This is a genomic window from Rhodococcus sp. NBC_00297, from assembly GCF_036173065.1.
GTDB lineage: Bacteria > Actinomycetota > Actinomycetes > Mycobacteriales > Mycobacteriaceae > Rhodococcoides.
Genome location: NZ_CP108041.1, coordinates 3801744 through 3826155, shown reverse-complemented (window position 1 = coordinate 3826155; position 24412 = coordinate 3801744). Strand labels below are relative to the sequence as shown.

Annotated in this window: 25 protein-coding genes and 2 tRNA genes; 10 read left to right on the top strand and 17 right to left on the bottom strand. The window is 68.6% G+C overall.

The genetic code is table 11. The annotated features are described in order from the left end of the window. Position 1: 1 nt before the first annotated feature. Positions 2-991, bottom strand: coding sequence for an iron-siderophore ABC transporter substrate-binding protein (locus OG947_RS18105; RefSeq protein ID WP_328814059.1), 990 nt, complete (start codon positions 989-991; stop codon positions 2-4). A gap of 164 nt (positions 992-1155) precedes the next feature. Between OG947_RS18105 and fdhD the strand changes: the two genes are divergently transcribed. Beyond that, positions 1156-2004: a formate dehydrogenase accessory sulfurtransferase FdhD gene (gene fdhD, locus OG947_RS18100; protein ID WP_027505660.1), complete on the top strand. Its 849-nt coding sequence runs from the start codon at positions 1156-1158 to the stop codon at positions 2002-2004. On the opposite strand, the gene OG947_RS18095 is transcribed toward fdhD, so the two are convergent. From OG947_RS18095 to OG947_RS18085, 3 genes are read right to left on the bottom strand one after another with little or no spacing between them, the layout of a single operon-like run. Further along, positions 1973-3331, bottom strand: coding sequence for an amino acid permease (locus OG947_RS18095; RefSeq protein ID WP_328812559.1), 1359 nt, complete (start codon positions 3329-3331; stop codon positions 1973-1975). The genes fdhD and OG947_RS18095 overlap by 32 nt on opposite strands. Before the next feature lie 18 nt (positions 3332-3349). After that, the gene (locus tag OG947_RS18090) at positions 3350-3994 is read right to left on the bottom strand and encodes a CoA transferase subunit B (RefSeq protein ID WP_328812558.1); all 645 of its coding nucleotides are present in this window, start codon (positions 3992-3994) and stop codon (positions 3350-3352) included. Continuing rightward, positions 3991-4737, bottom strand: a complete 747-nt coding sequence (locus OG947_RS18085) for a CoA transferase subunit A (RefSeq protein ID WP_037185784.1) — start codon at positions 4735-4737, stop codon at positions 3991-3993. The genes OG947_RS18090 and OG947_RS18085 overlap by 4 nt, the downstream gene beginning before the upstream one ends. Before the next feature lie 107 nt (positions 4738-4844). Between OG947_RS18085 and OG947_RS18080 the strand changes: the two genes are divergently transcribed. Both OG947_RS18080 and OG947_RS18075 read left to right on the top strand, forming a co-directional pair. Next, positions 4845-5666, top strand: a complete 822-nt coding sequence (locus tag OG947_RS18080; RefSeq protein WP_328812557.1) for an IclR family transcriptional regulator domain-containing protein — start codon at positions 4845-4847, stop codon at positions 5664-5666. Positions 5667-5711: 45 nt separating this feature from the next. Then, positions 5712-6920 carry an acetyl-CoA C-acetyltransferase gene (locus OG947_RS18075; RefSeq protein ID WP_056445905.1) on the top strand — a complete coding sequence of 403 codons (1209 nt, stop codon included), beginning with the start codon at positions 5712-5714 and terminating at the stop codon, positions 6918-6920. Here OG947_RS18075 and OG947_RS18070 read toward each other — a convergent pair. The 6 genes from OG947_RS18070 to OG947_RS18045 form a co-directional block, all read right to left on the bottom strand. Then, complete coding sequence (locus tag OG947_RS18070) at positions 6917-7186, bottom strand: SelT/SelW/SelH family protein (protein WP_027505655.1); 270 nt, start codon at positions 7184-7186, stop codon at positions 6917-6919. The two genes, OG947_RS18075 and OG947_RS18070, sit on opposite strands and share 4 nt — an antisense overlap. Positions 7187-7294: 108 nt before the next feature. Further along, on the bottom strand, positions 7295-8575 hold the full coding sequence (clpX, locus tag OG947_RS18065) for an ATP-dependent Clp protease ATP-binding subunit ClpX (RefSeq protein WP_027505654.1): 1281 nt from the start codon (positions 8573-8575) through the stop codon (positions 7295-7297). Between the two features lie 225 nt (positions 8576-8800). After that, positions 8801-9466: an ATP-dependent Clp protease proteolytic subunit gene (locus OG947_RS18060; RefSeq protein ID WP_027505653.1), complete on the bottom strand. Its 666-nt coding sequence runs from the start codon at positions 9464-9466 to the stop codon at positions 8801-8803. A gap of 79 nt (positions 9467-9545) precedes the next feature. Beyond that, positions 9546-10142 (bottom strand): ATP-dependent Clp protease proteolytic subunit, encoded by a 597-nt coding sequence (locus OG947_RS18055; RefSeq protein WP_051613384.1) that lies wholly within the window; start codon positions 10140-10142, stop codon positions 9546-9548. Positions 10143-10383: 241 nt separating this feature from the next. Next, the gene (tig, locus tag OG947_RS18050; RefSeq protein WP_328812555.1) at positions 10384-11802 is read right to left on the bottom strand and encodes a trigger factor; all 1419 of its coding nucleotides are present in this window, start codon (positions 11800-11802) and stop codon (positions 10384-10386) included. A gap of 115 nt (positions 11803-11917) precedes the next feature. Further along, positions 11918-11991: transfer RNA gene (locus tag OG947_RS18045), tRNA-Pro, on the bottom strand. A 192-nt stretch (positions 11992-12183) separates the two neighbouring features. Between OG947_RS18045 and OG947_RS18040 the strand changes: the two genes are divergently transcribed. Continuing rightward, a tRNA-Gly gene (locus OG947_RS18040) sits at positions 12184-12257 on the top strand. 55 nt (positions 12258-12312) lie between these two features. Here the strand turns inward: OG947_RS18040 and OG947_RS18035 are convergent. Further along, a complete protein-coding gene (locus tag OG947_RS18035) occupies positions 12313-12729 on the bottom strand; it encodes an STAS domain-containing protein (RefSeq protein ID WP_051613329.1) in 417 nt (138 codons plus the stop codon). Positions 12730-12958: 229 nt separating this feature from the next. Here OG947_RS18035 and OG947_RS18030 point away from each other — a divergent pair, with 229 nt between their 5' ends. The 4 genes from OG947_RS18030 (at position 12959) to OG947_RS18015 (ending at position 17079) form a co-directional block, all read left to right on the top strand. After that, positions 12959-13792 (top strand): universal stress protein, encoded by an 834-nt coding sequence (locus tag OG947_RS18030; RefSeq protein WP_222649364.1) that lies wholly within the window; start codon positions 12959-12961, stop codon positions 13790-13792. Positions 13793-13880: 88 nt separating this feature from the next. Further along, the gene (locus OG947_RS18025; protein WP_222630268.1) at positions 13881-15215 is read left to right on the top strand and encodes an EAL domain-containing protein; all 1335 of its coding nucleotides are present in this window, start codon (positions 13881-13883) and stop codon (positions 15213-15215) included. An 18-nt stretch (positions 15216-15233) separates the two neighbouring features. Next, on the top strand, positions 15234-16250 hold the full coding sequence (locus OG947_RS18020; RefSeq protein ID WP_056446359.1) for an iron-containing redox enzyme family protein: 1017 nt from the start codon (positions 15234-15236) through the stop codon (positions 16248-16250). 37 nt (positions 16251-16287) lie between these two features. Then, complete coding sequence (locus tag OG947_RS18015) at positions 16288-17079, top strand: DUF1542 domain-containing protein (protein ID WP_328812554.1); 792 nt, start codon at positions 16288-16290, stop codon at positions 17077-17079. Between the two features lie 112 nt (positions 17080-17191). Here the strand turns inward: OG947_RS18015 and OG947_RS18010 are convergent, their stop codons facing one another. Together OG947_RS18010 and OG947_RS18005 are read right to left on the bottom strand one after the other, a co-directional pair. Further along, a complete protein-coding gene (locus OG947_RS18010; RefSeq protein ID WP_027505647.1) occupies positions 17192-17989 on the bottom strand; it encodes an Fpg/Nei family DNA glycosylase in 798 nt (265 codons plus the stop codon). Positions 17990-18028: 39 nt separating this feature from the next. Beyond that, complete coding sequence (locus tag OG947_RS18005) at positions 18029-18526, bottom strand: ribose-5-phosphate isomerase (protein ID WP_027505646.1); 498 nt, start codon at positions 18524-18526, stop codon at positions 18029-18031. 16 nt (positions 18527-18542) lie between these two features. Between OG947_RS18005 and OG947_RS18000 the strand changes: the two genes are divergently transcribed. Continuing rightward, on the top strand, positions 18543-19253 hold the full coding sequence (locus tag OG947_RS18000; RefSeq protein ID WP_328812553.1) for a DUF429 domain-containing protein: 711 nt from the start codon (positions 18543-18545) through the stop codon (positions 19251-19253). Between the two features lie 39 nt (positions 19254-19292). Here the strand turns inward: OG947_RS18000 and OG947_RS17995 are convergent, their stop codons facing one another. Further along, on the bottom strand, positions 19293-19904 hold the full coding sequence (locus tag OG947_RS17995; protein WP_027505644.1) for a DsbA family protein: 612 nt from the start codon (positions 19902-19904) through the stop codon (positions 19293-19295). A 188-nt stretch (positions 19905-20092) separates the two neighbouring features. On the opposite strand from OG947_RS17995, the gene pepN reads away from it, so the two are divergent. Continuing rightward, a complete protein-coding gene (gene pepN / locus OG947_RS17990; protein ID WP_328812552.1) occupies positions 20093-22675 on the top strand; it encodes an aminopeptidase N in 2583 nt (860 codons plus the stop codon). An 82-nt stretch (positions 22676-22757) separates the two neighbouring features. On the opposite strand, the gene OG947_RS17985 is transcribed toward pepN, so the two are convergent. From OG947_RS17985 to OG947_RS17975, 3 genes are read right to left on the bottom strand one after another with little or no spacing between them, the layout of a single operon-like run. Then, positions 22758-23240, bottom strand: coding sequence for a DUF5130 family protein (locus OG947_RS17985; RefSeq protein WP_222638460.1), 483 nt, complete (start codon positions 23238-23240; stop codon positions 22758-22760). After that, positions 23227-23502, bottom strand: a complete 276-nt coding sequence (gene ctaJ, locus OG947_RS17980) for an aa3-type cytochrome oxidase subunit CtaJ (protein ID WP_261769336.1) — start codon at positions 23500-23502, stop codon at positions 23227-23229. The genes OG947_RS17985 and ctaJ overlap by 14 nt, the downstream gene beginning before the upstream one ends. An 18-nt stretch (positions 23503-23520) precedes the next feature. Further along, the gene (locus OG947_RS17975; RefSeq protein WP_231476311.1) at positions 23521-24243 is read right to left on the bottom strand and encodes an HNH endonuclease; all 723 of its coding nucleotides are present in this window, start codon (positions 24241-24243) and stop codon (positions 23521-23523) included. Positions 24244-24412 lie beyond the last annotated feature (169 nt).

The following is a 24412-nucleotide window of genomic DNA, read 5'->3' as shown; positions in this document are numbered from 1 at the left end:
GTCAGCGCACGAGAGGTGCCAGCCGGCCGGGGATCTCCTGCAACGCGAACGGCAGGCTGAGCACGGTGCTCCACGCCATGGCCTCGGCGGCCTCGTCCTCGAGAATGATCACGCGATTCTCCTGGACGGCGGTCAGCTGCTGGTAGACGGGAGTGGCCGCCAGCTCGGCACGGAGTTTGTCACCGAAGCCGCCACCGGCGTACCAGACGAGCACGTCGACGTCGGCGAGAGACAACTGCTCGGTGCTCACGGTGGCGAAGTTGCGCTCGCCCACCTGGTCGACGACCGGCGGATTCACGAAGCCCAGTTCGTTGAGGAAGCGCACCTTCGGGTCCTGCGCGCCGTAGACACCGAACTGTCCGGGGCCCTGCAGCGCTCCGAGCAGCACCGTCTTGCCGGCGAACGACGGGTTGGCGGCAGCCGTGTCGGCGAACTCGCGCTCGAGATCGGTGATCAGCGTGCTCGCCTGATCGGCCCGACCGAGCGCCTGGCCGAGCAGTGTGGTCTGGTCGCGCCACGGAATGCCGTAGTCGACGAAACCGGTCGGCTGGGTGACGGTCGGGGCGAGCTGGGACAGCGAGTCGAACTCCGACTGCGTGATACCGGCATAGGTACCGACGATGAGATCGGGGCCTGCCGACGCCACCTTCTCCACGTCGATGCCCTCGGACGCGGTCCCGACGATCGCCGGTGCGGCGCCCCCCAGCGCAGACTGCGCCCAGGGCCAGGTCGCGGACGGGTAGTCGCCGTACCAGTCGAACACTCCGACCGGAACGACACCCAGCGCGAGCAGGGTGTCCTGGTCGTTGTACCCGACGCTGACGACGCGCTGCGGATCCGACGGCACGGTGACCTCGCCGTACTTCGTGGACACGGTCGCGCCGGAGTCCTGCGATCCGCCGGAGTCCGAACTGCTGCACGCAGCGGCCACCGCGACGATCGCGCCGGTGGCACCGAGGAGGAAAGAACGACGTGAGACGCCGGCCGACATGGCCATGGTGAGGTGGTCCCTTCGATGGACGGCGGGGACCCAGCCCCCCTGGTGTAGGCAAGGCTAACTTATGCACCGCCGCCTCGGACACGGGTCCGTCCGCGCGCCGGGCCGACGCGGGTCCACTATGGAGTGATGAGCACGTCGCACGAGAGCCACCACTGATGGGCCGCGCCACCGTCCGCCGACCGGTCGTCCGCATCCGCGGACCGCACCGCTCGTCACGGCCCGACACCGTGGTCGCCGAGGAACCGTTGGAGTTACGCGTCGGCGGCAAGGCGTTGGCCGTCACCATGCGTACGCCCGGACACGACGTCGAACTCGCGCACGGGTTCCTCGCCACCGAGGGCGTCATCGGCGGCCGCGACGACATTCTGGCCGCACGGTACTGCGACGGTGTCGACGACGAGGGGCTCAACACCTACAACGTGCTCGATCTCGCTCTGGCAGCGCACGTCCCACCACCCGACCCCGGGGTCGAACGGAACTTCTACACGACGTCGTCCTGCGGCGTCTGCGGCAAGGCGTCACTCGATGCGGTGCGGCTCAAGACCCGCCACTCCCCCGGAGCCGACGGCGCGACAGTCACGACGACCGTCCTGACCACGCTCCCGGACACCCTCCGCGAGCACCAGCGCATCTTCGCGTCCACGGGCGGGCTGCACGCGGCCGCGCTCTTCGACACGGACGGCACGCTTCTCGCGGTGCGGGAGGACGTCGGCCGACACAACGCCGTGGACAAGGTGATCGGGTGGGCGGTTCTCGAGGGACGGGTTCCTCTCACGGGAACGGTGCTCATGGTCAGCGGACGCGCATCCTTCGAGCTCGCGCAGAAGGCCGTCATGGCCGGGATCCCGATCCTCGCCGCGGTGTCCGCGCCGTCGTCGCTCGCCGTCGACCTCGCCGACGAGTCCGGCCTGACTGTCGTCGGCTTCCTCCGCGGAGACGGTATGAACGTCTACACCCACGCCCACCGTGTGATCAGCGAGCCGCCGCCCGACGACGCCCGGTGATCAGACCGACGACGGTCAACAGCACGAGCACCGCGAGGGTGGCGAGTACCTGACGACGGGACGACGCGTCCGTCAGCATGAGCACGGTCAGGCCCACGAGGAGCGCAAGCGCCACCCAGCTGAGGTACGGGAACGCCCACATGCGAACGGGCAGTGGACCTGCCGCCTCCAGACGGCGTCGTAGTCGTAGCTGCGACGCCACCGTCACCGCCCAGATCGCCAACAGGGACGCGCCCACGGCGTTGAGCAGGAACGTCAGCAGACCGTCGAGGTCGAGATAGTTCAGCAGCACGGCCACGAAGCCGAAGAACACCGAGACGAGCAGCGCGGCACGCGGGACCCCCGACGCATCCACCCGCGCCAACGGCCCCCTCCGGCCTTCCCGCAGCGCCAGTGAGTACATCATCCGGCTGGTCGCGTAGATCTGCGCGTTGAAGGCACTGAGCAGAGACAGCACGATGACGGCCTCCATGAAGCCGACCACCCCGGAGAGGTTCGCCTGCTGCAGCACCAGCGTGAACGGGCTCTCCGCGGCCGACTGCGCCTCGTCGAGACGGTTCCACGGCAGCAACAACGTGATCACCAGGATCGACCCGAGGTAGAAGACGCTGATGCGCCACACGACGCTGCGCACCGCGCGCCCCACCGACAGGGCCGGGTCCTTCGACTCGGCCGCCGCGATGGTCACGATCTCGATGCCGCCGAAGGCGAACGCCACGACCAGCAAGCCCGCGGCGATGCCCGAGACGCCATTGGGCGCGAACCCACCGAGACCGGTGAAGTTGGCGGCGCCGACAGGGGCCGAACCGGGGAGCAGGCCGAACACCAGCAACGTCCCGACGACGAGGAACCCGATGATGACGGTGACCTTGATAGCAGCGAACCAGAACTCGAACTCGCCGAAGTTCGACACCTTCGCGAGGTTGATCGCGGCGAAGACGACCATGGCCACGAGGGCGGGGATCCACGGATCCACGCCGAACCATGCACCCATGAAGGCTGCGGCGCCGGTCATCTCGGCGCCCATGACCATGACGAGGGTGAACCAGTACAGCCAGCCGGTGACGAAGCCGGCGGTGCGGCCGAACGCCATCTCGGCGTAGGTCGAGAACGATCCCGACGACGGCGAGGCGGCGGCCATCTCGCCGAGCATGCGCATGACGAGGATCACGAGGAAGCCGGCGATGGCGTAGGACAGGAGGACGGCGGGTCCCGCGGCGGCGATGCCGGCGCCCGTGCCCAGGAACAGCCCGGCGCCGATCGCGGAGCCGAGGCCCATCATCGTCAGGTGGCGGACCTTCAGTCCGTCGGTGAGTGAGTCGACCATGAGAAGGAAACGGTAACGCTACGTCCGGACGCGGACCTCGGCGCCCGTCGCCGCGAGGACGTCGTCGACCCCCACGCCGGGTGCGGTCTCGATCAGTTCGAGCCCGTCCGCCGTGACGTCGAGGACCGCCAGATCGGTGATGATGCGGTGCACGCAGCCGCGACCGGTGAGCGGGAGCGTGCAGCTCTCGACGATCTTGGGCTCCCCGCTGCGGGAGACGTGTTCCATCATCACGATGACGCGTCGCGCTCCGTGGACCAGGTCCATCGCGCCGCCCATCCCCTTGACCATGTGGCCGGGGATCATCCAGTTGGCGAGATCACCGCGGCTGTCCACCTGCATCGCGCCGAGGACGGCGACGTCCACGGCGCCGCCGCGGATCATGCCGAAGGACTGTGCCGAGTCGAAGAACGAGGCCCCCGGGAGCACGGTGACGGTCTCCTTGCCGGCATTGATCAGCTCGGGATCGAGTTCGTCCTCGGTGGGGTACGGGCCCACGCCCAGAACTCCGTTCTCCGAGTGCAGGATCACGGTCCTGTCGGGGGGAATGTGGGCCGGGATCAACGTGGGCATACCGATGCCCAGGTTCACGTACTGCCCGTCCTCGAGTTCGGCGGCCACCCGTGCCGCCATCTCGTCCCGTGTGCGGGGAGTCGGGGTCATGACCGCACCGTCCTGCGCTCGATCCCGACCGTCACGGGCCCGACGACGACGACGCGCTGAACGTGGATTCCGGGCGTGTGCACGTCCTCGGGCGTCAGCTCCCCCGGCTCGACCAGATGCTCCACCTGGGCGATGGTGATGCGCCCCGACTCCGCTGCCGGTGGATTGAAGTTGCGGGCGCTGGCCCGGTAGACGAGATTGCCGTACCGATCACCCTTCCAGGCGTGCACCAGTGCGAAGTCGGCGGCGATCCCGCGCTCGAGGACATGGGTGACACCGTCGAACTCGCGCGTCTCCTTCGGGGCCGAGGCGAGAGCGACCCCGCCGGCGCCGTCGTACCGCTGTGGCAGCCCGCCCTCGGCGACCTGGGTCCCCACCCCCGCGGGGGTGAAGAAGGCCGGGACTCCGGCGCCGCCCGCTCGCAGCCGCTCGGCGAGCGTGCCCTGCGGTGTCAGCTCCACTTCGAGCTCACCGCCGAGGTACTGGCGGGCGAACTCCTTGTTCGACCCGACGTACGAGCTGACGGTCCTGCGGATCCGGCCCTGCTCCAACAGGATTCCCAACCCGAAGCCGTCGGTCCCGCAGTTGTTGCTGATGGTCTCGAGATCGGTCGCACCCTGATCGAGCAGTGCAGCGATCAAAAGCTCCGGCACACCGACCAGACCGAATCCGCCCACCGCGATCGACGATCCGCTCGGGATGTCGGCCACCGCCTCGGCGGCCGAGGCCACCACCTTGTTCATCATGACCGTGACCCTAACGCACTGTTCGACAAGTGAACAGAAGTCCGTGATGCGAACACTGTGCTTCAATGAGACACGCGCATCCGAGCCGACGAGGAGTGGACCCCATGACCGAGCCCGCACCGCCGCAGACCCGCGCTGCCGCCGCGGATCACGTGCAGTCCCTCGCCCGCGGACTCGCGGTGATCCGGGCCTTCGACGCGGACCATCCCCGTCGCACGCTGTCCGAGGTCGCCCGAGCCACCGATCTCACCCGCGCCACGGCCCGTCGCTTCCTGCTCACCCTGGTCGAACTCGGGTACGTCCGCACCGACGGCACCACCTTCGCGCCGACTCCGAGGGTCCTCGATCTCGGCTACTCGTACCTCTCGTCGCTCTCGCTCCCCGAGATCGCCGGACCGCATCTCGAGGCATTGACCGCGCGCGTGCACGAGTCCTCGTCGGTGTCCGTCCTGGACGACCTCGACGTCGTCTACGTCGCCCGGGTCCCGGTGAGCCGCATCATGACCGTGTCCATCACCATCGGCACCCGTTTCCCCGCCTACGCCACCTCGATGGGCAGAGTCCTGTGGGCCGGTGTCGACGAGAACGCTCTCGCGGACCTTCTCGCGCGCACCGACCTCCGCGACCGCACGGGACGAACGGTGACGACGGAGTCGAGCCTGCGCGCCGAACTCGATCGCGTTCGGGCACAGGGCTTCTGCATCGTCGATCAGGAACTCGAGATCGGACTCCGCTCGGTCGCCGCGCCGCTGCACGGGCACGGCGGCGCCGTCACCGCCGCGGTCAACATCAGCACGCCCGCGGCGCGCTACTCGCTCGACGAGTTGAGAACCACCGTCGTGCCGGCGCTGCTGAGCACCGCGGCCGCCATCGACGCCGATCTCGCCCGCGTCGCGTCGCGGTCGGACGCAGCCCACACCTCCTGACCTCTCCCCCCACCCGAACACCGACACACGAGACGAGACCACGCCATGCTCGACGCCGTCATCTGCGCTCCGCTGCGCACCCCCGTGGGCCGCTTCGGCGGGGCCCTGAAGACCGTTCCCGCAGCGGACCTCGCGTCTGCCGTGATCATCGAGATCCTCTCGCGCACCGGGCTGTCCGGCGCCGACATCGACGACGTGATCCTCGGGCAGGGCGCACCGAACGGCGAGGCACCGGCGATCGGACGCGTCGCCGCACTAGATGCGGGGCTCGGCATCGGCGTCCCCGGCCGCCAGGTCGACCGCCGCTGCGGGTCCGGGCTGCAGGCCGTTCTCGACGCCTGCATGCAGGTCTCCACGGGCGTGAGCGACGTCGTGCTCGCGGGCGGCGTGGAGTCGATGAGCTCCACCGAGTTCTACACAGACGGTGTGCGGTGGGGCGTCGGCGCCGACTCCGTGCCCCTCCAGGACAGGCTCGCACGGGCCCGGATCACGGCCGGCGGCACACACTTTCCCGTGCCCGGTGGGATGATCGAGACGGCCGAGAACCTCCGCGAGCAGTACGGTGTGCCCCGCGCCGACCAGGACGCCTTCGCGGTGCAGTCCCACCAGCGCGCCGTCGCGGCGCAACGGAGCGGCGTCTTCGCCGAGGAGATCGTGCCCGTCACGGTGCCTCGGCGCAGGGGCGATCCCGTCGTCGTCACCGACGACGAGCACCCCCGAGCCGACACCACCCTCGAGTCGCTGTCCCGGCTCCGCCCGATCCGCGGAACGATCGATCCGGAATCGACGGTCACCGCCGGCAACGCCAGCGGCCAGAACGACGGCGCCGCGCTCTGCCTCGTCACCACGGCGGACAGGGCCGCAGCGCTGGGGCTGACACCCCTGGTCCGACTCGCCGGATGGGCGGTGGCCGGTGTCGCGCCGGCGACGATGGGCATCGGCCCGGTCCCGGCGACGGCCGCCGTTCTCGGCCGGCTCGGCCTCACCCTCGACGACATGGACGTCGTCGAACTGAACGAGGCGTTCGCCGCCCAGGTGTTGTCGGTGCTGACCGAGTGGTCGATGGACCCCGCCGACCCTCGGCTCAACCCGCACGGCTCGGGCATCTCCCTCGGCCACCCGGTCGGCGCGACCGGCGCACGCATCCTGACCACCCTCGCTCACGAGATGGTGCGACGAGACGTGCGGTACGGCCTCGAGACGATGTGCATCGGCGGCGGCCAGGGACTCGCGGCGGTGTTCGAACGCGTCTAGGGACGGTCCGCGTGCCCGAGGTCTCGCTCCGGGTCGACCTCGTCTCGAACGAGTTGCTTCAGGACGGTGATCTCGGGAAAACCGCCGCGCTCCTTGCGATCCCACACCACGGACTCCCCCACCACGACGCGGAAGACTCCGCCGGTGCCGGGAATCAGCGCCACCTCGGTGAGGTCGGATCCGAAAGTCTGCAGCAGTTCCTGCGCCATCCATCCGGCTCGCAGGAGCCACTGACACTGGGTGCAGTACGTGATCGCGACGCGCATGGCGGCGACCCTACCCCCGACGTTCCAGAGCCCCGACGCTCCAGAGCCCCGACGCACGAGAACCCCGGCGACCATCGGTCGTCGGGGCTCTCGATCGAGCTGAGGGGGTCAGGCGCTCTTCTCGCGCCGTTCCGGCCGGTCCGGCTTGCGCGGCACGATGGTGGGGAGCACGTTGTCGTTCACGGTCTCCGCCGTCACGACCACCTTCGCCACGTCGTCACGACTGGGGATGTCGAACATGACCGGGTTGAGCACTTCCTCCATGATCGCGCGCAGTCCACGAGCGCCCGTGCCGCGATGGATGGCCTGCTCGGCCATCGCGTCCAGCGCGTCCGGGGTGAACTCCAATTCGACACCGTCCATGTCGAACAGGCGCGTGTACTGCTTCACCAGAGCGTTCTTCGGCTCCGACAGGATGGTCACGAGGGACTCCTTGTCGAGATGCGTGACCGACGCGACGACCGGCAGGCGACCGATGAACTCGGGAATCAGACCGAACTTGATCAGATCCTCGGGCATGACCTCGGCGAAGTGGTCCTGCGTGTCGATCTCGGCCTTGGAGTGGACCTCGGCGCCGAAGCCGAGGCCTCGCTTGCCGATGCGGTCCGACACGATCTTCTCGAGCCCGGCGAAGGCACCGGCGACGATGAAGAGCACGTTGGTCGTGTCGATCTGGATGAACTCCTGGTGCGGGTGCTTGCGTCCACCCTGCGGCGGGACACTGGCCTGTGTGCCCTCGAGGATCTTGAGCAGGGCCTGCTGCACACCCTCGCCGGAGACGTCGCGCGTGATCGACGGGTTCTCGCTCTTGCGAGCGATCTTGTCGACCTCGTCGATGTAGATGATGCCGGTCTCGGCGCGCTTGACGTCGTAGTCCGCGGCCTGGATCAGCTTGAGGAGGATGTTCTCGACGTCCTCACCGACGTACCCCGCCTCGGTCAACGCGGTGGCGTCGGCGATGGCGAACGGGACGTTCAGCATCTTCGCCAGCGTCTGCGCGAGGTAGGTCTTGCCGCAACCGGTGGGGCCGAGCATCAGGATGTTGGACTTGGCCAGTTCCACGGTCTCACCACGGGCGTCACGGGCCTTGTCGCCGGCCTGGATGCGCTTGTAGTGGTTGTAGACCGCAACGGCGAGACGACGCTTCGCCGTGTCCTGACCGATGACGTAGTTCTCCAGGAAGTCGCGGATCTCCGCGGGCTTGGGCAACTCGTCGAGCTTGACCTCGCTCGACTCGGCCAGTTCTTCCTCGATGATCTCGTTGCACAGATCGATGCACTCGTCACAGATGTAGACACCTGGTCCGGCAATGAGCTTCTTGACCTGCTTCTGGCTCTTTCCGCAGAAAGAGCACTTGAGCAGATCACCACCGTCACCGATGCGTGCCATGAGCGTTAGTCCTCACTAGTGAAAGAGAATCTCTGCGTGCGACCGTACCCGCCTTCGCGGTCGGAGGTCGACTTCTGACGCAACCCGAGCAGGCATGTCGGACCGGCGTCGCACCCCCTCGGACGTGGGTGAATCGATGCAGTCCGGGGGCTCGGAACCGGCCGGAGCCACCCGTCGACGACCCGTCGTCCGGGCGTGTCGGGAGCGGCCTCCGGCCGGCCGGCGTCACTTGCGTGCGGAGAGCTTGCGGTACTCGAAGACGGTGTCGATGATCCCGTAGTCCTTGGCCTCCTCGGCCGTGAGGATCTTGTCGCGATCGGTGTCCTTGCGGATGACGTCGGCGTCCTTGCCGGTGTGGCGACCGAGGGTGGTCTCCATCAGACGACGCATGCGCTCGATCTCCCGAGCCTGGATCTCGAGGTCCGACACCTGGCCCTGCACACCGCCGGTGGACGGCTGGTGGATGAGGACGCGAGCGTTCGGCAGTGCCGCACGCTTGCCGGGGGCACCCGCTGCGAGCAGCACAGCGGCGGCCGACGCGGCCTGACCGAGGCAGACGGTCGCGACATCGGCGCGCACGTACTGCATCGTGTCGTAGATCGCCATCAGCGACGTGAACGAGCCACCGGGCGAGTTGATGTACATCGTGATGTCGCGGTCGGGATCGAGACCCTCGAGCACGAGCAGCTGCGCCATGATGTCGTTCGCCGAGGCGTCGTCGACCTGCACGCCGAGGAAGATGATGCGCTCCTCGAAGAGCTTGTTGTACGGGTTCGACTCCTTGACGCCGTAGCTGGAGTGCTCGACGAAGGACGGGAGGATGTAGCGGGAATCGGGCCCGGCGGGCGAGCTGGAGCCGGGGAGAGAACGGGGATCGAAGAGCTGGGACATCAGTACTCCAAGGGTGTGGGTGAAGAGATCGGACGACCGACAGGAGCGAGCGCGTCGCGCGCTGCGCTGTCCGGTCCGATCAGTTGTCGGCTCCGCTGGTGCCGCCGGCCTGCTCGGCGCGTGTGATGACGTGATCGACCATGCCGTACTCGAGGGCCTGCTGCGCCGTGAACCACCGGTCGCGGTCGGAGTCCTCGGTGACCTGCTCGAACGACTGGCCGGTGTGCTGTGCGATCAGTTCGGCCATCTCGCGCTTGGTGAGGGCGAACTGCTCGGCCATGATGGCGATGTCCGCCGCGCTGCCGCCGATTCCGGCGGACGGCTGGTGCATCATGATGCGGGCGTGCGGCAGGGCGTAGCGCTTGCCCTTGGTCCCGGCGGTGAGCAGAAACTGGCCCATCGACGCCGCCAGGCCCATCGCGTAGGTCGCGACGTCGCACTCGGCGAAGTTCATCGTGTCGTAGATCGCCATGCCGGCCGAGACGGAACCGCCGGGCGAGTTGATGTAGAGCGCGATGTCGCGAGTGGGGTCCTCTGCCGAGAGCAGGAGGATCTGGGCGCACAGCTTGTTCGCGATGTCGTCGTCGACCTGCGTGCCGAGGAAGATGATGCGCTCACGGAGCAGACGCTCGTAGACGGAGTCGCTGAGGTTGAGTCCGGCGGTCGCGGACGTCATGGCCGGAGCGGTCACGATCGACCCTGCCTGACGGGACGGCCCTGCCTGGTCGGTGTTGGTCGCCGGGTTCGTGGTGGTCACGGTACCTGCCTTCTCGTGCTCGATGTGGTCTCGCCTGAACGAGTTTCTCGCCGTGAGCGCGAACGTTCCCTGTGGACGGAACGCTCACGTTCTCTGTCACCGACACTAACGAAGGACGGCGGCCCCGGAGTCCCGGAACCGCCGTCGTTCGCTGTGAGCGTTACTTCTGCTGTTCGCCCGCAGACGAATCGTCCACAGCCGACTCGTCCGTGGACGACTCGATCTCCGCCGACTCGGTCTCGTCGGTGGCCTCGTCCTCGGGATCTCCGAAGAGCTCCTTGGTGTCGACGCTCGCACCGGCGGTGTCGGTCACGGAGACGCGATCGACGATCGCGGCGAGTGCCTTGCTGCGTCGGATGTCGGCGAACAGTGCGGGCAGCTGGTTGGCCTGCTGCACCTGCTGGATGAACTCCTCCGGTGCGATGCCGTACCGCTGCGCCTGGAAGACGATGTTCTGGGTCAGCTCTTCCTGTCCGACCTGGACCGACTCGGCGTCGGCGATGGTGTCGAGCAACAGCTGGGTGCGCACGGACTTCTCGGCACTCTCACGCGCGTTCGTGTCGAACTCCTCGCGCGAGGAGCCTGCGGCCTCGAGCTGCTGCGCGAGCTTGTCCTCGTCGTGGTCGAGAGGATGGATCGCGTCGTGCAGCGCGGAATCGACCTCGGCCTTGACGAAGGCCTCGGGAACCGGGACCTCGACGGACTCGAGCAGAGCCTCGAGCACCTTGTCGCGGATCTGTCCGGCCTGCTCGACCTTCTTGACGCGGGCCACGCGCTCGCGCAGATCGGCCATCAGCTCGTCGAACGTGTCGAACTGGCTCGCCAGCTGGGCGAACTCGTCGTCGGGCTCGGGCAGCTCGCGCTCCTTCACCGACTTCACCGTGACGGTGACCTGCGCTTCCCGACCGGCGTGCTCACCGGCGAGCAGCGTCGTCGGGAACTCCTTGGAGTCACCCACGGACAGGCCGACGATCGCGTCGTCGAGGCCCTCGATGAGCTGGCCGGAGCCGACCTCGTGGGACAGGCCCTCGGTCGAGGCCTCCGCGACGTCCTCGCCGTCGACCGTGGCCGACAGGTCGATGGAGACGAAGTCGCCGGTCTGCGCCGCGCGCTCGACACCGGTGAGGGTGCCGAAACGCTGACGCAGCGAGAGCAACTGCTCGTCGACGGCCTCGTCGGTGATCTCGACCGGGTCGACGGTGACGGTGACGCTCGAGAAGTCGGGCAGCGTGATCTCGGGACGCACGTCGACCTCGGCGGTGAAGACGATCTCCTCGCCGTCCTCGAGTTTGGTGATCTCGATGTCCGGCTGGCCGAGGGGCTTCAGCTCGGTCGAGCTGAGCGCGTCGTTGTACTTGGCGGGCAACGCGTCGTTGACCACCTGGTTCAGGACGTTCGCGCGGCCGACGCGTGCCTCGAGAAGCTTCGCGGGCGCCTTGCCGGGCCGGAACCCGGGCAGGCGGATCTGCTGCGCGAGCGTCTTGTAGGCGCGGTCGAAATCAGGCTTCAGCTCCTCGAAGGGCACCTCGACGTTGATACGGACTCGCGTCGGGCTCAGCTGCTCGACAGTGCTCTTCACGAACGTGCTCCTTCATCTGCTCGACTGCAGTGACTCGGTGTCGGACTGTGGTGGTGCGGGGTGGTTCCGGTGGGAAGGTGGATCTGGACCATTCGATCGCGGCGACCGACGTCTGTCGGGATGACAGGATTCGAACCTGCGACCCTCCGCTCCCAAAGCGGATGCGCTACCAAGCTGCGCCACATCCCGTTCCTCGTGCACGCCGTCACCCTCGATCGTGGCGATTCGCACCGGCAAGGCCACAGCGACGTGCGCCGACGATCCTACGGCGGTACCGCGGAGGCGCCGACGGCGGGCCGATTTCTCGATCGCGCGCGACGTTCGGTACAGTTCCTCAACGCAGGCGGCAGGAGCTGGCGATCCCAGCACCGCCGCAGGCATGCGGGCGTAGCTCAATGGTAGAGCCTCAGTCTTCCAAACTGATTACGCGGGTTCGATTCCCGTCGCCCGCTCCACGAACGCGAGAGCCCCCCGATTCACCGAATCGGGGGGCTCTCGTGTGTTCGGGGGTCAGCCGGCGTCGGACAGGACTCCGGCGCCGTCGCGCGCCGAGGTGACCAGCGACACGGCCTCGAAGATGCTTCCGCACACGGTGATCGGCGAGCAGACGCCGAGGAGCTCGAGCGGGCGCCGCACTGCGGGGTCGGTGGCCACCAGCACCATCGGACGGACCGACAGCGAGGATGCCGCGCCGAGGAGAAGGACAGCGCCGGCGCTGCCCAGGAAGGTGACGTCCGACAGGTCGAGAACCACGTCCTCGTGGCCGCGAGCAGCCACGCGTGCCAGGACCTCGCGGAGTTCGGGCGTGGTGCTCATGTCGATCTCGCCGCCGACCGACACCACGGCGACGTCGCCGCGTTCGTATTCGAGGACGGTGAGATCGGCAGCGTCGAAAGAGAAGTGGGTGTCGAGTCCGTGTGCGGTCATTGCTGTGTCTCCCGGTTCGTGTGCGTCGATCTCGTTCCTCGGCGTCTGCCTTAGATTCGCCCGCCAGAGTGACGAGGCTGCGTGCAGTGCATCACGATTCGATAACGTTCACAGCACATCGAGATAACGCCGTTGCAGACTCAACTGCCTGTTCCGGGCATGACATCGCCTCGCGTCGGGAACACTGTGGTCATCTCGGCACCGTCCGTTCGAACCGCTGGAGGCCTGCATGCCCGTGTCCCACCCCGTCGTCGTCGGAGTCGACGGATCGTCCGCAGCGCTCGCGGCCGTGCGATGGGCCACGCGGCTCTGCACCGCGCGCGGCCTGCCCCTCGTGCTGGTCACGGCGGTGTCCGCGCCGGCCTTCGCGGACGTCGACGACACTGCAGCGAGTGCGCTCGACCGCATTCTCGCCGACGGAGTGGACGCGGCGCGGGCCGTGGCGGCCGACGTGTCGGTCTCCACCGAGACCCACCACGGCACCCCCGCCGGAGTACTGGTCGAACGATCGACGGACGCCGCGATGATCGTCGTGGGGACGCGGGGGCTCGGCGAGTTCACCGGAGGACTCTCCGCGTCGGTGAGCACGGCGGTGGCGACACACGCCTCGTGCGCCGTCACCGTGGTGCCTCTGGACACGCCGCCGAACGAGGGCACGGGACACGCCGTCGTCGTCGGCGTCGACGGCACGGACAACAGCGTGCCCGCCGTCCGCTGGGCGTTCGAGATCGCCTCGTCACGCGGGGCATCGCTGATCGCCGTGCACGCGTGGAGCGACATCGACGTTCCCGGCGGCCGCGGTCGGTCTGCCGAGGACGAGGAGGCCGTCCTCGCGGAGACGATGGCCGGGTGGTCGCAGGACTACCCCGACGTCGAGGTGGAGCGCGTGGTGGTCCAGGACCGGCCGGTGCGGGAACTCGTGGCCAGATCGGCCGAGGCGGACCTCGTCGTCGTGGGTCGCCGCGGGCGGGGTGGATTCACCTCGCTCCTGCTGGGATCGACCAGCCGAGCCGTGATGCACTCGGTGGACGTCCCTGTCACCGTCGTGCCGTCGCCCGTCTGATCCGTCCTCGCCCTCGCGAGGGGTGATCGGCCTACTGTTTCAGATGCTGCAGGCACGCGGACTCGGTCCGCCGACGAGAGGACCGGGCGTGGAAGAGATCCCCGCAGGCCTGACGGTCCACTCCCTCTACCAACCCGTCGTCGACCTCTCGACGCGCGCGCTGGTCGGCTACGAGGCCCTCGCCCGCGGCCCCGTCGGCACACCCTGGGAGTCACCCGCTGCACTGTTCGAGTCGGCGCGTGCGCACGGGACCGTCGGTCAGCTGGACTGGATGTGCCGCGTCAGTGCGCTCCGGGGGGCGCTGGAGGCCAATCTGCCGACCGGGTTGCAGTTGTTCGTCAACATGGAACCCAGCGCGATGAACCTCGCGCCTCCCGCGGGGGTGGCCGCTCTGCTCGCCGAGGCGTCGCGACTGTCGGTGGTCGTGGAGATCACCGAACGTGACCTGCTCGCCGACCCCGCATCGCTGCTCGAGGCAGTGGAACGAGTGCGCGACCGACGGTGGCTCGTGGCGGTGGACGACGTGGGAGCCGAGACGGCGAGCCTGGCCCTGCTGCCGTTCCTGCGGCCCGACATCATCAAGCTGGACATGACGTTCACCCAGCAGCGGGCGACGGCGGACACCGCGCGGGTGCTCGCGGCGGTCTCGGCGGAGTCCGACCGCACGGGCGCGGTGGTCCTCGCCGAGGGCATCGAGACCGAGGAACACCTCCATCTCGCGCGTGAGATGGGCGCTGCTCTCGGCCAGGGCTGGCTCTTCGGCACGCCCGCTCCGTTGCCGCGCCGTGAGCCACACGCCGGCCCGACCGCCGCCGACCTGCCGTCGGACTCCCCCTTCGCCGTCGGGCTCACCCACCGCATGCCGTCCGCGCCGACGCCCTTCGCACTCGCCGCGGCCACCGGTGGCATCCGCCGCGGGCGTCTGTCCCTGCTCTCCACGATCATCGACCAGTTCGCGCTCCACGCGGCGGCCACCGGACCGTCGACCATCGTGCTGGCCACGGTTCCGCACTCGTTCGAGGTGTCCGCCGAGCAGATGCATCAGGCCGCGCACCTCGCCGCGTCCGGGACGCTCGTCGCCCTGTTCGGACGAGGCGGCGCCGCGACCACACCGCCGGTGCCCGGCCTGCACACCATGAGGCTGCCCGCCGCGGACCCGCTGTTGCGGGAACTGTCGGTGATCGTCGTGAGCCCGCACTTCACCGCCGCCGTCATCGGAGCCGAAACGGACGGCGACGGATCGACCGAGTCGGACCCGGTGTTCGACTACCGCCTGACGTACGACCGCGAACTGGTGCTCGACGCGGCCACCCTCTTGCTCCGCCGCACCACGCCCGTACCGACCGAACCCGGATCGGGTCCGCTGCCCGTCTTCGGACCCCAGCGACCGCCACGCATGTTCGGACACGGTCGAAACGGGTAGTCGGACGAGGTGACCGCGATGCTGAACGACACCCCGACCACCTCGACCCCGCCGACCGCAGCCGCGCTGCCGACGGCGCGTGGGCCGCTGTCCTCCGCCGTCCTGTCCGCACTCGTGCAGTCCCCGTCGGACGCGGGCAGCGTCGTCGCCCCCGTCACGGACGCCGATCCCTACGGCGACGACCTTCATCTCGCGTTGTACCTCTGCTACGAACTGCACTACCGCGGGCTCCCCGGTGTGGACGACGCCTGGGAGTGGAATCCCGACCTCCTGCGTCTGCGTGCCGAGATGGAGAGCGCCTTCCTCGCCGACGTCCGTGCGCACGTGACGGTGGGCGGCTCGGCGGCCGACGAGATGGACCTGTTGTCGACGGAGCACGTCGACGGGTCCGGCCCGTCCTTCCACCTCCGCGACACCGGCACCGCCGAGCAGATGCGGGAGTACCTCGCGCACCGGTCGCTGTACCACCTCAAGGAGGCCGACCCCCACGCGTGGACGATCCCGCGGCTGCAGGGTCAGGCCAAGGCCTCCTACGTCGCCGTCGAGTTCGACGAGTTCGGCGGCGGGCGCGGAAGCCGGATGCACCAGAACCTCTTTCGCGACCTCCTGGCAGCGGCGGGACTCGACGCGACCTACCTCGGTTACCTCGACCGGGTGGGTGCACCGACCCTCGCACCGGTCAACCTGATGTCGATGTTCGGTCTGCACCGATCGCTGCGGGGTGCCGCCGTCGGACACCTCGCCGCGACCGAGATCACCTCCTCACCCGGATCGCAGCGGCTGGTGAAAGCGTTGCAGCGGTTGGAGTTCCCGGCCGAGTGCGTCGCGTTCTACGCCGAGCACGTCGAGGCGGACGCGGTGCACGAGCAGGTCATGCGACACGACGTGGTGGGCGACCTCATCGCGCGCGAACCGGAACTCGAGGCGGACGTCGTCTTCGGGATGCGCGCCATCGACCACGTCGAGAACGTCCTGGCGGACCATCTCATGGACGCGTGGAGCAACGGTCGAGAGTCGCTGCGCCCCGCGTCGTGATCCGCGACCGGAACCGGACTCTCCGTACACTGGGACCATGGAACCTCTGCTCCTGATCATCGTCGTCGTGGCTCTGGTCGTCGGCGTCGTCGTCGTGTCCCAGCGCAGGTCCGGCCGACGGAGTCTCGAGTCGCTCGACGACGCCAAGGCCGACGCGCGTCAGGCCATCGAGCGCCTCGGCGGCCAGGTGTACAACCTGGTGGGCTCGGACACTGCCTCCAAGCAGGCTCTGGCCGACGCGTCCGAGCGCTACACGGCCGCGGGCTCACAGATCGATCAGGCGCAGTCCCCCACCCAGGCGCGTCTGGCCAAACAGACTGCGCTGGAAGGGCTCTACTACATCCGCGCTGCCCGGCTGGCGATGGGCATGGACCCCGGCCCCGAGGTCCCTACCATCGACGGACAGAAGTCCGCGGGCGAGGTCACCGAGGAACGCACCGTCGACTACGAGGGTCGGGCCGTGACCGCGAGCCCCGGACCGTCCGAGAAGACGCCGAACTACTACCCCGGCGGACGCGTGGCGGGTCGCCCCGTCCCTGCGGGCTGGTACTCCGAGCCGTGGTGGAAGCCCGCCCTCGTGGCCGGCGCGTGGGGCATGGGATCCATGTTCCTGTTCTCCGCGATGTTCTCCGGGATGGCCGGCGTGGGCTACGGGGCGGACAACTTCGCCAGTGGTGAGGGCGACGGGACCGACATGAGCGACGGGGGCTACGACGGTGGGGGCGACTCCGACGGCGGCGGGTTCGATGGCGGTGGCGACTTCGGCGGTGGTGGCGACTTCGGCGGTGGTGGCGACTTCGGGGGCGGCGGCGACTTCGGAGGTTTCTGACCTCCACGGGCGCCGGTCCGCACACCCCCCGGTGCCGTGCACCCCGTCCAGTCAGCGGAACCGGGTGTGCGCCCCCCGGAACTCGCGCGGACGGATCAGTGCTCGACCGACCTCACGTCGCCTGACACGTCGGGCACCAGAAGAGGTTGCGGCCCTTCATGTCCGCGGTGAGAATCGTCGTGCCGCAGATCAGGCACGGCTGGCCGTTCCTCTTGTAGACGTAGGAACGCGGGCGTCCCGGTCCACGCGACCCGGTGCCCGAGTCGTGTTCCTTGTCCAGCGTGATGATGCGCCCGCGTCGCACGCCCACCTTCATCAACTCGACGAGATCCGTCCACATCTCGTCCCACTCCTCGTGGTCGAGGTGCTTGCCCGTGCGGAACGGGCTCACGCGGTGCCGGAACAGCAGCTCGGCCCGGTAGACGTTGCCGATGCCGGCGATGACGTCCTGCTCCATCAGCAACGCGCCGACCGCCATGGCCGACTTGTGGATCCGGTGGAACGCCTTCTCCGGGTCGGACTCCTTGCGCAGCGGATCGGGACCCAGGCGCGCCACCAGCGCGTCGACCTGAGTGTCGTCGAAGATCTCGCAGCGGGTGGGGCCGCGCAGGTCGGTGCCGTACTCCTCCCCCACCATGCGCATCCGCACCTGGCCGACGGGCTCCTTCATGGGAACGGACTGCTCGCCGAACTTTCCGTACAGCCCGAGGTGGACGTGGACGATCGCCCCGTTGTCGTACCGGTGGAGCAGATGCTTGCCCCAGGCGTCGGCGCGCTTCAGGACATGCCCGGAGACCCACTCGGCACCGTCGACGAAACGCCCCTGCGGACTGGACACCTCGATGACCTGGCCGCCGAAACGCTTCTGGTGCAGTCGCGCCAGACGATGGAGAGTGTGCCCCTCGGGCATGGGTGGTACCTGACTACTCGGGCTGTGGTGCGGACCCTCTTATTCGGAGCCGCCGTCGGCCGAGGGTGCACCGGGAACGGCCGGCGCGTCGCCGGTGCGCTCGTACTCGGACAGGATGTCGATGCGGCGCTGGTGGCGCTCCTCGCCCGACCACGGGGTCTCGAGGAACGCGTCCACGATCGCGAGCGCCTCGGGCAGCGTGTGCATGCGGCCGCCGATGCCGATCAGCTGCGCCTTGTTGTGCTGACGCGCGAGCTGGGCCGTCTCGACGCTCCAGGCGAGAGCACACCGCGCGCCGGGGACCTTGTTGGCCGCGATCTGCTCACCGTTGCCGGAGCCACCGAGCACCAGTCCGAGGCTCTCCGGGTCAGCGACCGTACGGCGAGCCGCCTCGATGCAGAACGCCGGGTAGTCGTCCACCGCGTCGTACGTGAACGCACCGCAGTCGATCGGCTCGTGTCCCGATTCCCGCAGGTGGTCGATGATCTGATTCTTGAACTCGAAGCCGGCGTGATCGGCACCCAGGTATACGCGCATGGCTAGAGTTTGACAGGTGCCCCCCTCCGCCCCGACGCCACCGTGCGGGTGGGGCCCCGTCGCCGGGGTGGACGGCGCCGCGGGCCGGTGGGTGGTGGCTCGCCTCCACGAGGGACGAGTGTCGTTGACCCTGGTCGACACCGTCGCGGCCGTCCTGGACACCACCCGGGACTGCGCGGCCGTCGGGGTCGACATGCCGCTGACCGTTCCCGACGCCGGAGTGCGAGCGAGCGAACTCCAGGTTCGGACGTTCCTGGGTCCGGCGCGATCGTCGCTCTTCCCCACGCCGATACGCGACGCGGTGTGGGCGGCCTCCTGGGAGGACGCCTGCGTGATCGCCCGCGCCCGCACGGGCAAGGCCATCAGCAAGCAGTCCTGGTACCTCACCGACCACATCCGGGCCTGGGACGCGGCCGACCCAGACATCGCGCGGGTGATCGAGGTGCACCCGGAATCGTCGTTCCGGGCACTCGCCCCCGCCACCCGTTTCACGTCGAAGAAACGAGCCCGCGGCATCGCGCAACGGCTGCAAGCACTCTCGGTGGTGGTGGACGTGCCGGCGCTGCTGGAGGCCACGAGTGCGATCGAGGACGGGCCCGCGATGGACGACGTGCTCGACGCGGTGGCGGCCGCCTGGTCCGCGCGCCGCTGGCTCGGCGGCGAGGCACTGGAGTTCGGGGACGGCACTCGCGATCGCCGCGGCCGTCCCGACCTCATCGTGGTCTGACGCACCCCGCCGGAATCACCGACGGGGTGCGCGGTCGACTCAGTCGAACTGCGGGTCCTCGTTGCGAGAACGCTTGAGCTCGAAGAAGTGCGGGTACGACGCGAAGATCACCGACGCGTCCCACAGCTTGCCGGCCTCCTCGCCGCGCGGGATCCTCGACAGCACGGGACCGAAGAAGGCGACACCGTTGACGTGGATGGTCGGCGTGCCGACGTCCTTGCCCACCTTGTCCATTCCCGCGTGGTGGCTCTTGCGCAGCGCGTCGTCGAACTCACTGCTCGCGGCCGCCTCGGCCAACGATGCCGGGAGGTCCAGTGCAGCGAGCGACTTCTGGATCACGTCCGGGAAGTCCTTGTTGCCCTCGTTGTGGATTCGCGTCCCCATCTCGGTGTAGAGCGGCGCGAGGATCTCGTCGCCCTTCTCCTGCGCGGCCGCGATCGCGACGCGGACGGGACCCCACGCCTTCTTCATCATGTCCTGGTACTCGTCGGGAAGATCGCGTCCCTCGTTGAGGACCGCCAGGCTCATGACGTGGAAGTTCGTCTCGATGTCGCGAACCTTCGCCACCTCGAGAATCCAGCGCGAGGTGATCCAGCACCACGGGCAGAGCGGGTCGAACCAGAAATCTGCCACGTCCTTGCTATCGCTCACGTCGGTCCTTTCGTCGTCGGGTAGTGCTCGGTGTTCGGCTGGTCTGCGGAGCGTCCCGCACAGTGGGCCGGTGACACGAACTCTGCACACCTGTTCTACCCGCCCGCGGCGACCGGCGTCATGATGGGATGGACACAGCCGCGACCGCAGTTCGGCGGTGGCAGAAGAAATCGACAGAAAGGGTGCACGTGGTTGCCCCCAATTTGACCAGGGACCAGGCAGAGGAACGGTCCTCGCTGCTCACGGTCACGCACTACTCCATCACTCTCGACCTGACGGACGGAGCCGGTGGCCCGGGCGAGAAGACCTTCTCCTCGACCACCACCGTCACCTTCGACGCGACTGCCGGAGCCTCCAGTGTCGTCGACATCGTCGCCGCCTCGGTGAGCTCCGCGACGCTCAACGGAACCGACGTCGACGTCTCCTCCTACGACGAGTCGACGGGCATCGCGCTCACCGACCTCGCGGAGCACAACGAGCTCACCGTGGTCGCGGAATGCGTCTACTCCCATACCGGTGAGGGCCTGCACCGCTTCGTCGATCCGTCGGACGGCTCCGTCTACCTGTACAGCCAGTTCGAGACCGCGGACGCCAAGCGCATGTTCGCGTGCTTCGACCAGCCGGATCTCAAAGCGACCTTCGACGTGACGGTGACGGCACCGAAGGACTGGGCCGTCATCTCCAACGCGGCTGCCGCGGAGACCTCCGAGGCGTCCGGTGCCACGACGCACGTGTTCGAGACGACTCCTGTGATGAGCACCTACCTCGTCGCGCTCATCGCCGGCCCGTACGCGCAGTGGACCGATTCCTACTCGGACGACCACGGCACCATTCCGCTCGGAATCTACTGCCGCGCATCGCTGTCGGAGTACATGGACGCCGATCGCCTCTTCACCGAGACCAAGCAGGGCTTCGAGTTCTACCACCGTAACTTCGGTGTCCCGTACGCCTTCGGCAAGTACGACCAGCTGTTCGTGCCCGAGTTCAACGCGGGCGCCATGGAGAACGCCGGCGCGGTGACCTTCCTGGAGGACTACGTCTTCCGGTCCAAGGTGACGCGCTACTCCTACGAGCGCCGCGCCGAGACCGTGCTGCACGAGATGGCCCACATGTGGTTCGGCGATCTCGTGACCATGCGGTGGTGGGACGACCTGTGGCTCAACGAGTCCTTCGCCACGTTCGCGTCGGTGCTCTGCCAGTCGGAGGCCACCGAGTACACCAGCGCGTGGACCACGTTCGCGAACGTCGAGAAGAGCTGGGCCTACCGCCAGGACCAGTTGCCGTCGACGCACCCCATCGCCGCGGACATTCCCGATCTCGCCGCAGTCGAGGTCAACTTCGACGGCATCACCTATGCCAAGGGCGCCAGCGTCCTCAAGCAGCTCGTCGCCTACGTCGGGCTCGAGGACTTCCTCGCGGGCCTGCGCAGCTACTTCCGCGACCACGCCTTCGGCAACGCGACCTTCTCGGATCTGCTGTCGGCTCTCGAGGCCTCGTCCGGTCGCGACCTGTCGGACTGGGGTGATCAGTGGCTGCGCACCACCGGCCTGAACACCCTGACACCGGAATTCGAGATCGACGACGACGGCAACTACTCGTCCTTCTCCGTCGTGCAGGGGGCCGCGGCACCCGGCAAGGGTGAGCGCCGCGTGCACCGCATCGCCGTCGGCATCTACGACGGTGACGACTCCGGCGCGCTCACTCGCACCCAGCGGGTCGAGCTCGACGTCGAGCCGCAGGAGCGCACCGAGGTTCCCGCGCTGGTGGGCACGCCCGCCGGTCGGTTGGTGCTCGTCAACGACGACGACCTGACGTACTGCTCGCTGCAGCTGGATCCGACCTCGCTCGAGACGCTCATCGCGCGCATCGGCGACATCACCGAGTCGCTCCCCCGCACCCTGGCGTGGTCGGCGGCGTGGGAGATGACCCGGCAGGCCGATCTGAAGGCACGCGACTTCGTCGCACTGGTGCAGCGCGGCATCACCTCCGAGACCGAGGTCGGAGTCGTGCAGCGGCTCCTGCTGCAGGCGCAGACCGCGCTCGGCAGCTATGCCGAGCCGGGGTGGGCGCAGTCCACGGGATGGCCCGAGTTCGCCGACCGTCTCCTCGAGCTGGCGCGCGCGGCCGACGGTGGGTCGGATCATCAGCTGGCCTACGTCAACGCGCTGGCCTCGTCCGTGCTGGCCGAGCGCCACACGACAGCGCTGCAGGCGCTGCTCGACGGAGACGTGGACGGCCAGGATCTGGGCGGCCTCACCGTCGACACCGATCTGCGCTGGCGGTTCGTCACCGCTCTGGCTCGCAGCGGCGCGATCGACACGGGGTCCGACACACCCGTGATCGACGCCGAGGCCGAGAAGGACAACACCGCGGCCGGTGCCCGCAACGCGGCGGCGGCGCGAGCTGCCCGCCCGCAGGCCTCGGTCAAGGAGGAGGCGTGGACCACGGTCATCGACAACGACTCCCTACCCAACATCACCGCACGTGCCATCATCGGCGCGTTCCCCGGTGCGGGCCAGGGAGAGTTGTTGGAGCCGTTCGTCTCCCGCTACTTCGACGCCATCTCCGATGTGTGGGCACGTCGTTCCAGCGAGGTCGCGCAGACCGTCGTCGTCGGTCTGTACCCGACCTGGTCCATCAGTGAGCAGTCGGTGGCGGCGGCGGACGAGTTCCTCGCGGGCGACCACCCGCCGGCCCTCGCGCGCCTCGTCGTCGAGGGTCGCGCGTCCGTGGTGCGGTCGCTCGCCGCTCGAGCGGCGGACGGTGCCTGACCGCACCTGACTCGCGCACGGACAAGGGCCCATCATCCTCGCGGATGATGGGCCCTTGTCTTTGTTCCGGGGTGGCGCCGTGTCAGGCGGACGGGCCGGTGATCGCCGCGCTCATGACGCGCACGGCGGCGACGAGGCCGTCGATCAGGTCGCCGTCACGGAAGGATCCCGTGGCCGCGGTGATACCGAGCTGCGCGATGCGGTCGTCGACGAGATGGGCGACGCCTCGACCGGAACGAACCTCGATGGCGTGCTGGTTCGGTGAGACCGCGATGAGCACCGAGTACTCGGCCTCGGGCGTTCCCGCGAGAGCGGCGTCCGCACCCGCGGCGGTGTCGGGGCCGAGGTCACCGACCAGCACGTTGAAGCGGATGCCCGTACGGCGGGTGGCCTCGATGAGCGACTCGTCGAGCTGGATCAGCTCGTCGGTCGCGAACGGGGACAGGTCGGGGTTGACGGTGCCCACCTGGTGCACACCGGAGACTCGACCGCTCGCGGTCACCACATGGCCGACGGGAAGGTTCTCCTCGTCGATCCGACGGGTCGAGAGTTCACCACTTGCCACTTGCCCGGCCTCCTACCAGCGAAGCCGAACCCGCGGTGAGTTCGGCGTGTGTCGAATGCGCAGCGTGCTGCGAGTACGGCGTCACCTCGTCCGTGGCCGACCACAGCACCGGGGCGTGGTCCCACTGCTGCCCGAGTCGGTAGGGGGCGGGACGCGGCGCGGGATCGGTCGACGTGATCTTCGCGAACACGAAGAGCGCGAGGAACAGTGCCAACGGAATCAGTCCGAAGATCAGCGCGGTTTCGAGGATGCTCACGCCCATCACCTTAGTGGACGGGTGTCAGGCCGCGCCCTCACCCAGGTACGGCAGCCAGGTGGGATCGAGTTCCTTGATACTCGCGAGCAGTCGCCAGTGCGGACCCTTCGGCGGGACCAGCGCGGCGCGCAGGGTCCACCCCAGCTCGCTGAGCATCTTGTCCGCCTTGCGGTGATTGCAGGAAGCGCAGCACGCGACGCAGTTCTCCCAGGAGTGACCGCCGCCGCGACTGCGCGGCACCACGTGGTCGATGGTCTCGGCCTTGGAACCGCAGTACGCGCACCGGAAACGGTCCCGATGCATCAGAGCCGCCCGCGTCATCGGAATGCGCGCCCGGTAGGGCACCCGCACGTACGAGCGGAGGCGGATGACCGACGGCACCTGCAGAGCGATGTCCGCCGAGTGGACGACGGGACCGTCGTCGTCGTCGTGCACCACGACGGCCTTCTCGCAGACCAGCAGGACGACGGCACGCCGCATGGGCAGCGCGGTGAGAGGTTCGAACGTGGCGTTCAGGAGGAGTACGCGCCGCTTCACCCAGGCGGGGACGGCGTCCTCGTGATCGAGGTGCCCGTCGACGTCGGCCGGATCGGAGTGATCGGTGACGGCGTGCAACGACGCGCCGCCGAAGACGACAGGGTGTTCGGACTGGGGTCGCGCCCCCGACGCGCCGCCCTGCACGGCGTCGGTGGGCGACAGTTGTCGATGCCCGGCCCGAACCTTCGCGACAGTCCCGCTCTTCTTCATGCCACCTCCAGTGACCACTGCGCGCGGCGCGACTACCACTGGTTTGCGACAGCCACCGCCCGCACGTGAAGACCAACCACAGTGCATCACGAATCGGTGCCGTTCGCACGCTCATTCGAGGTCCGGCCGACGGCCACGCGGTGAACTCCGGGTGTCCCCCCGCACGGGT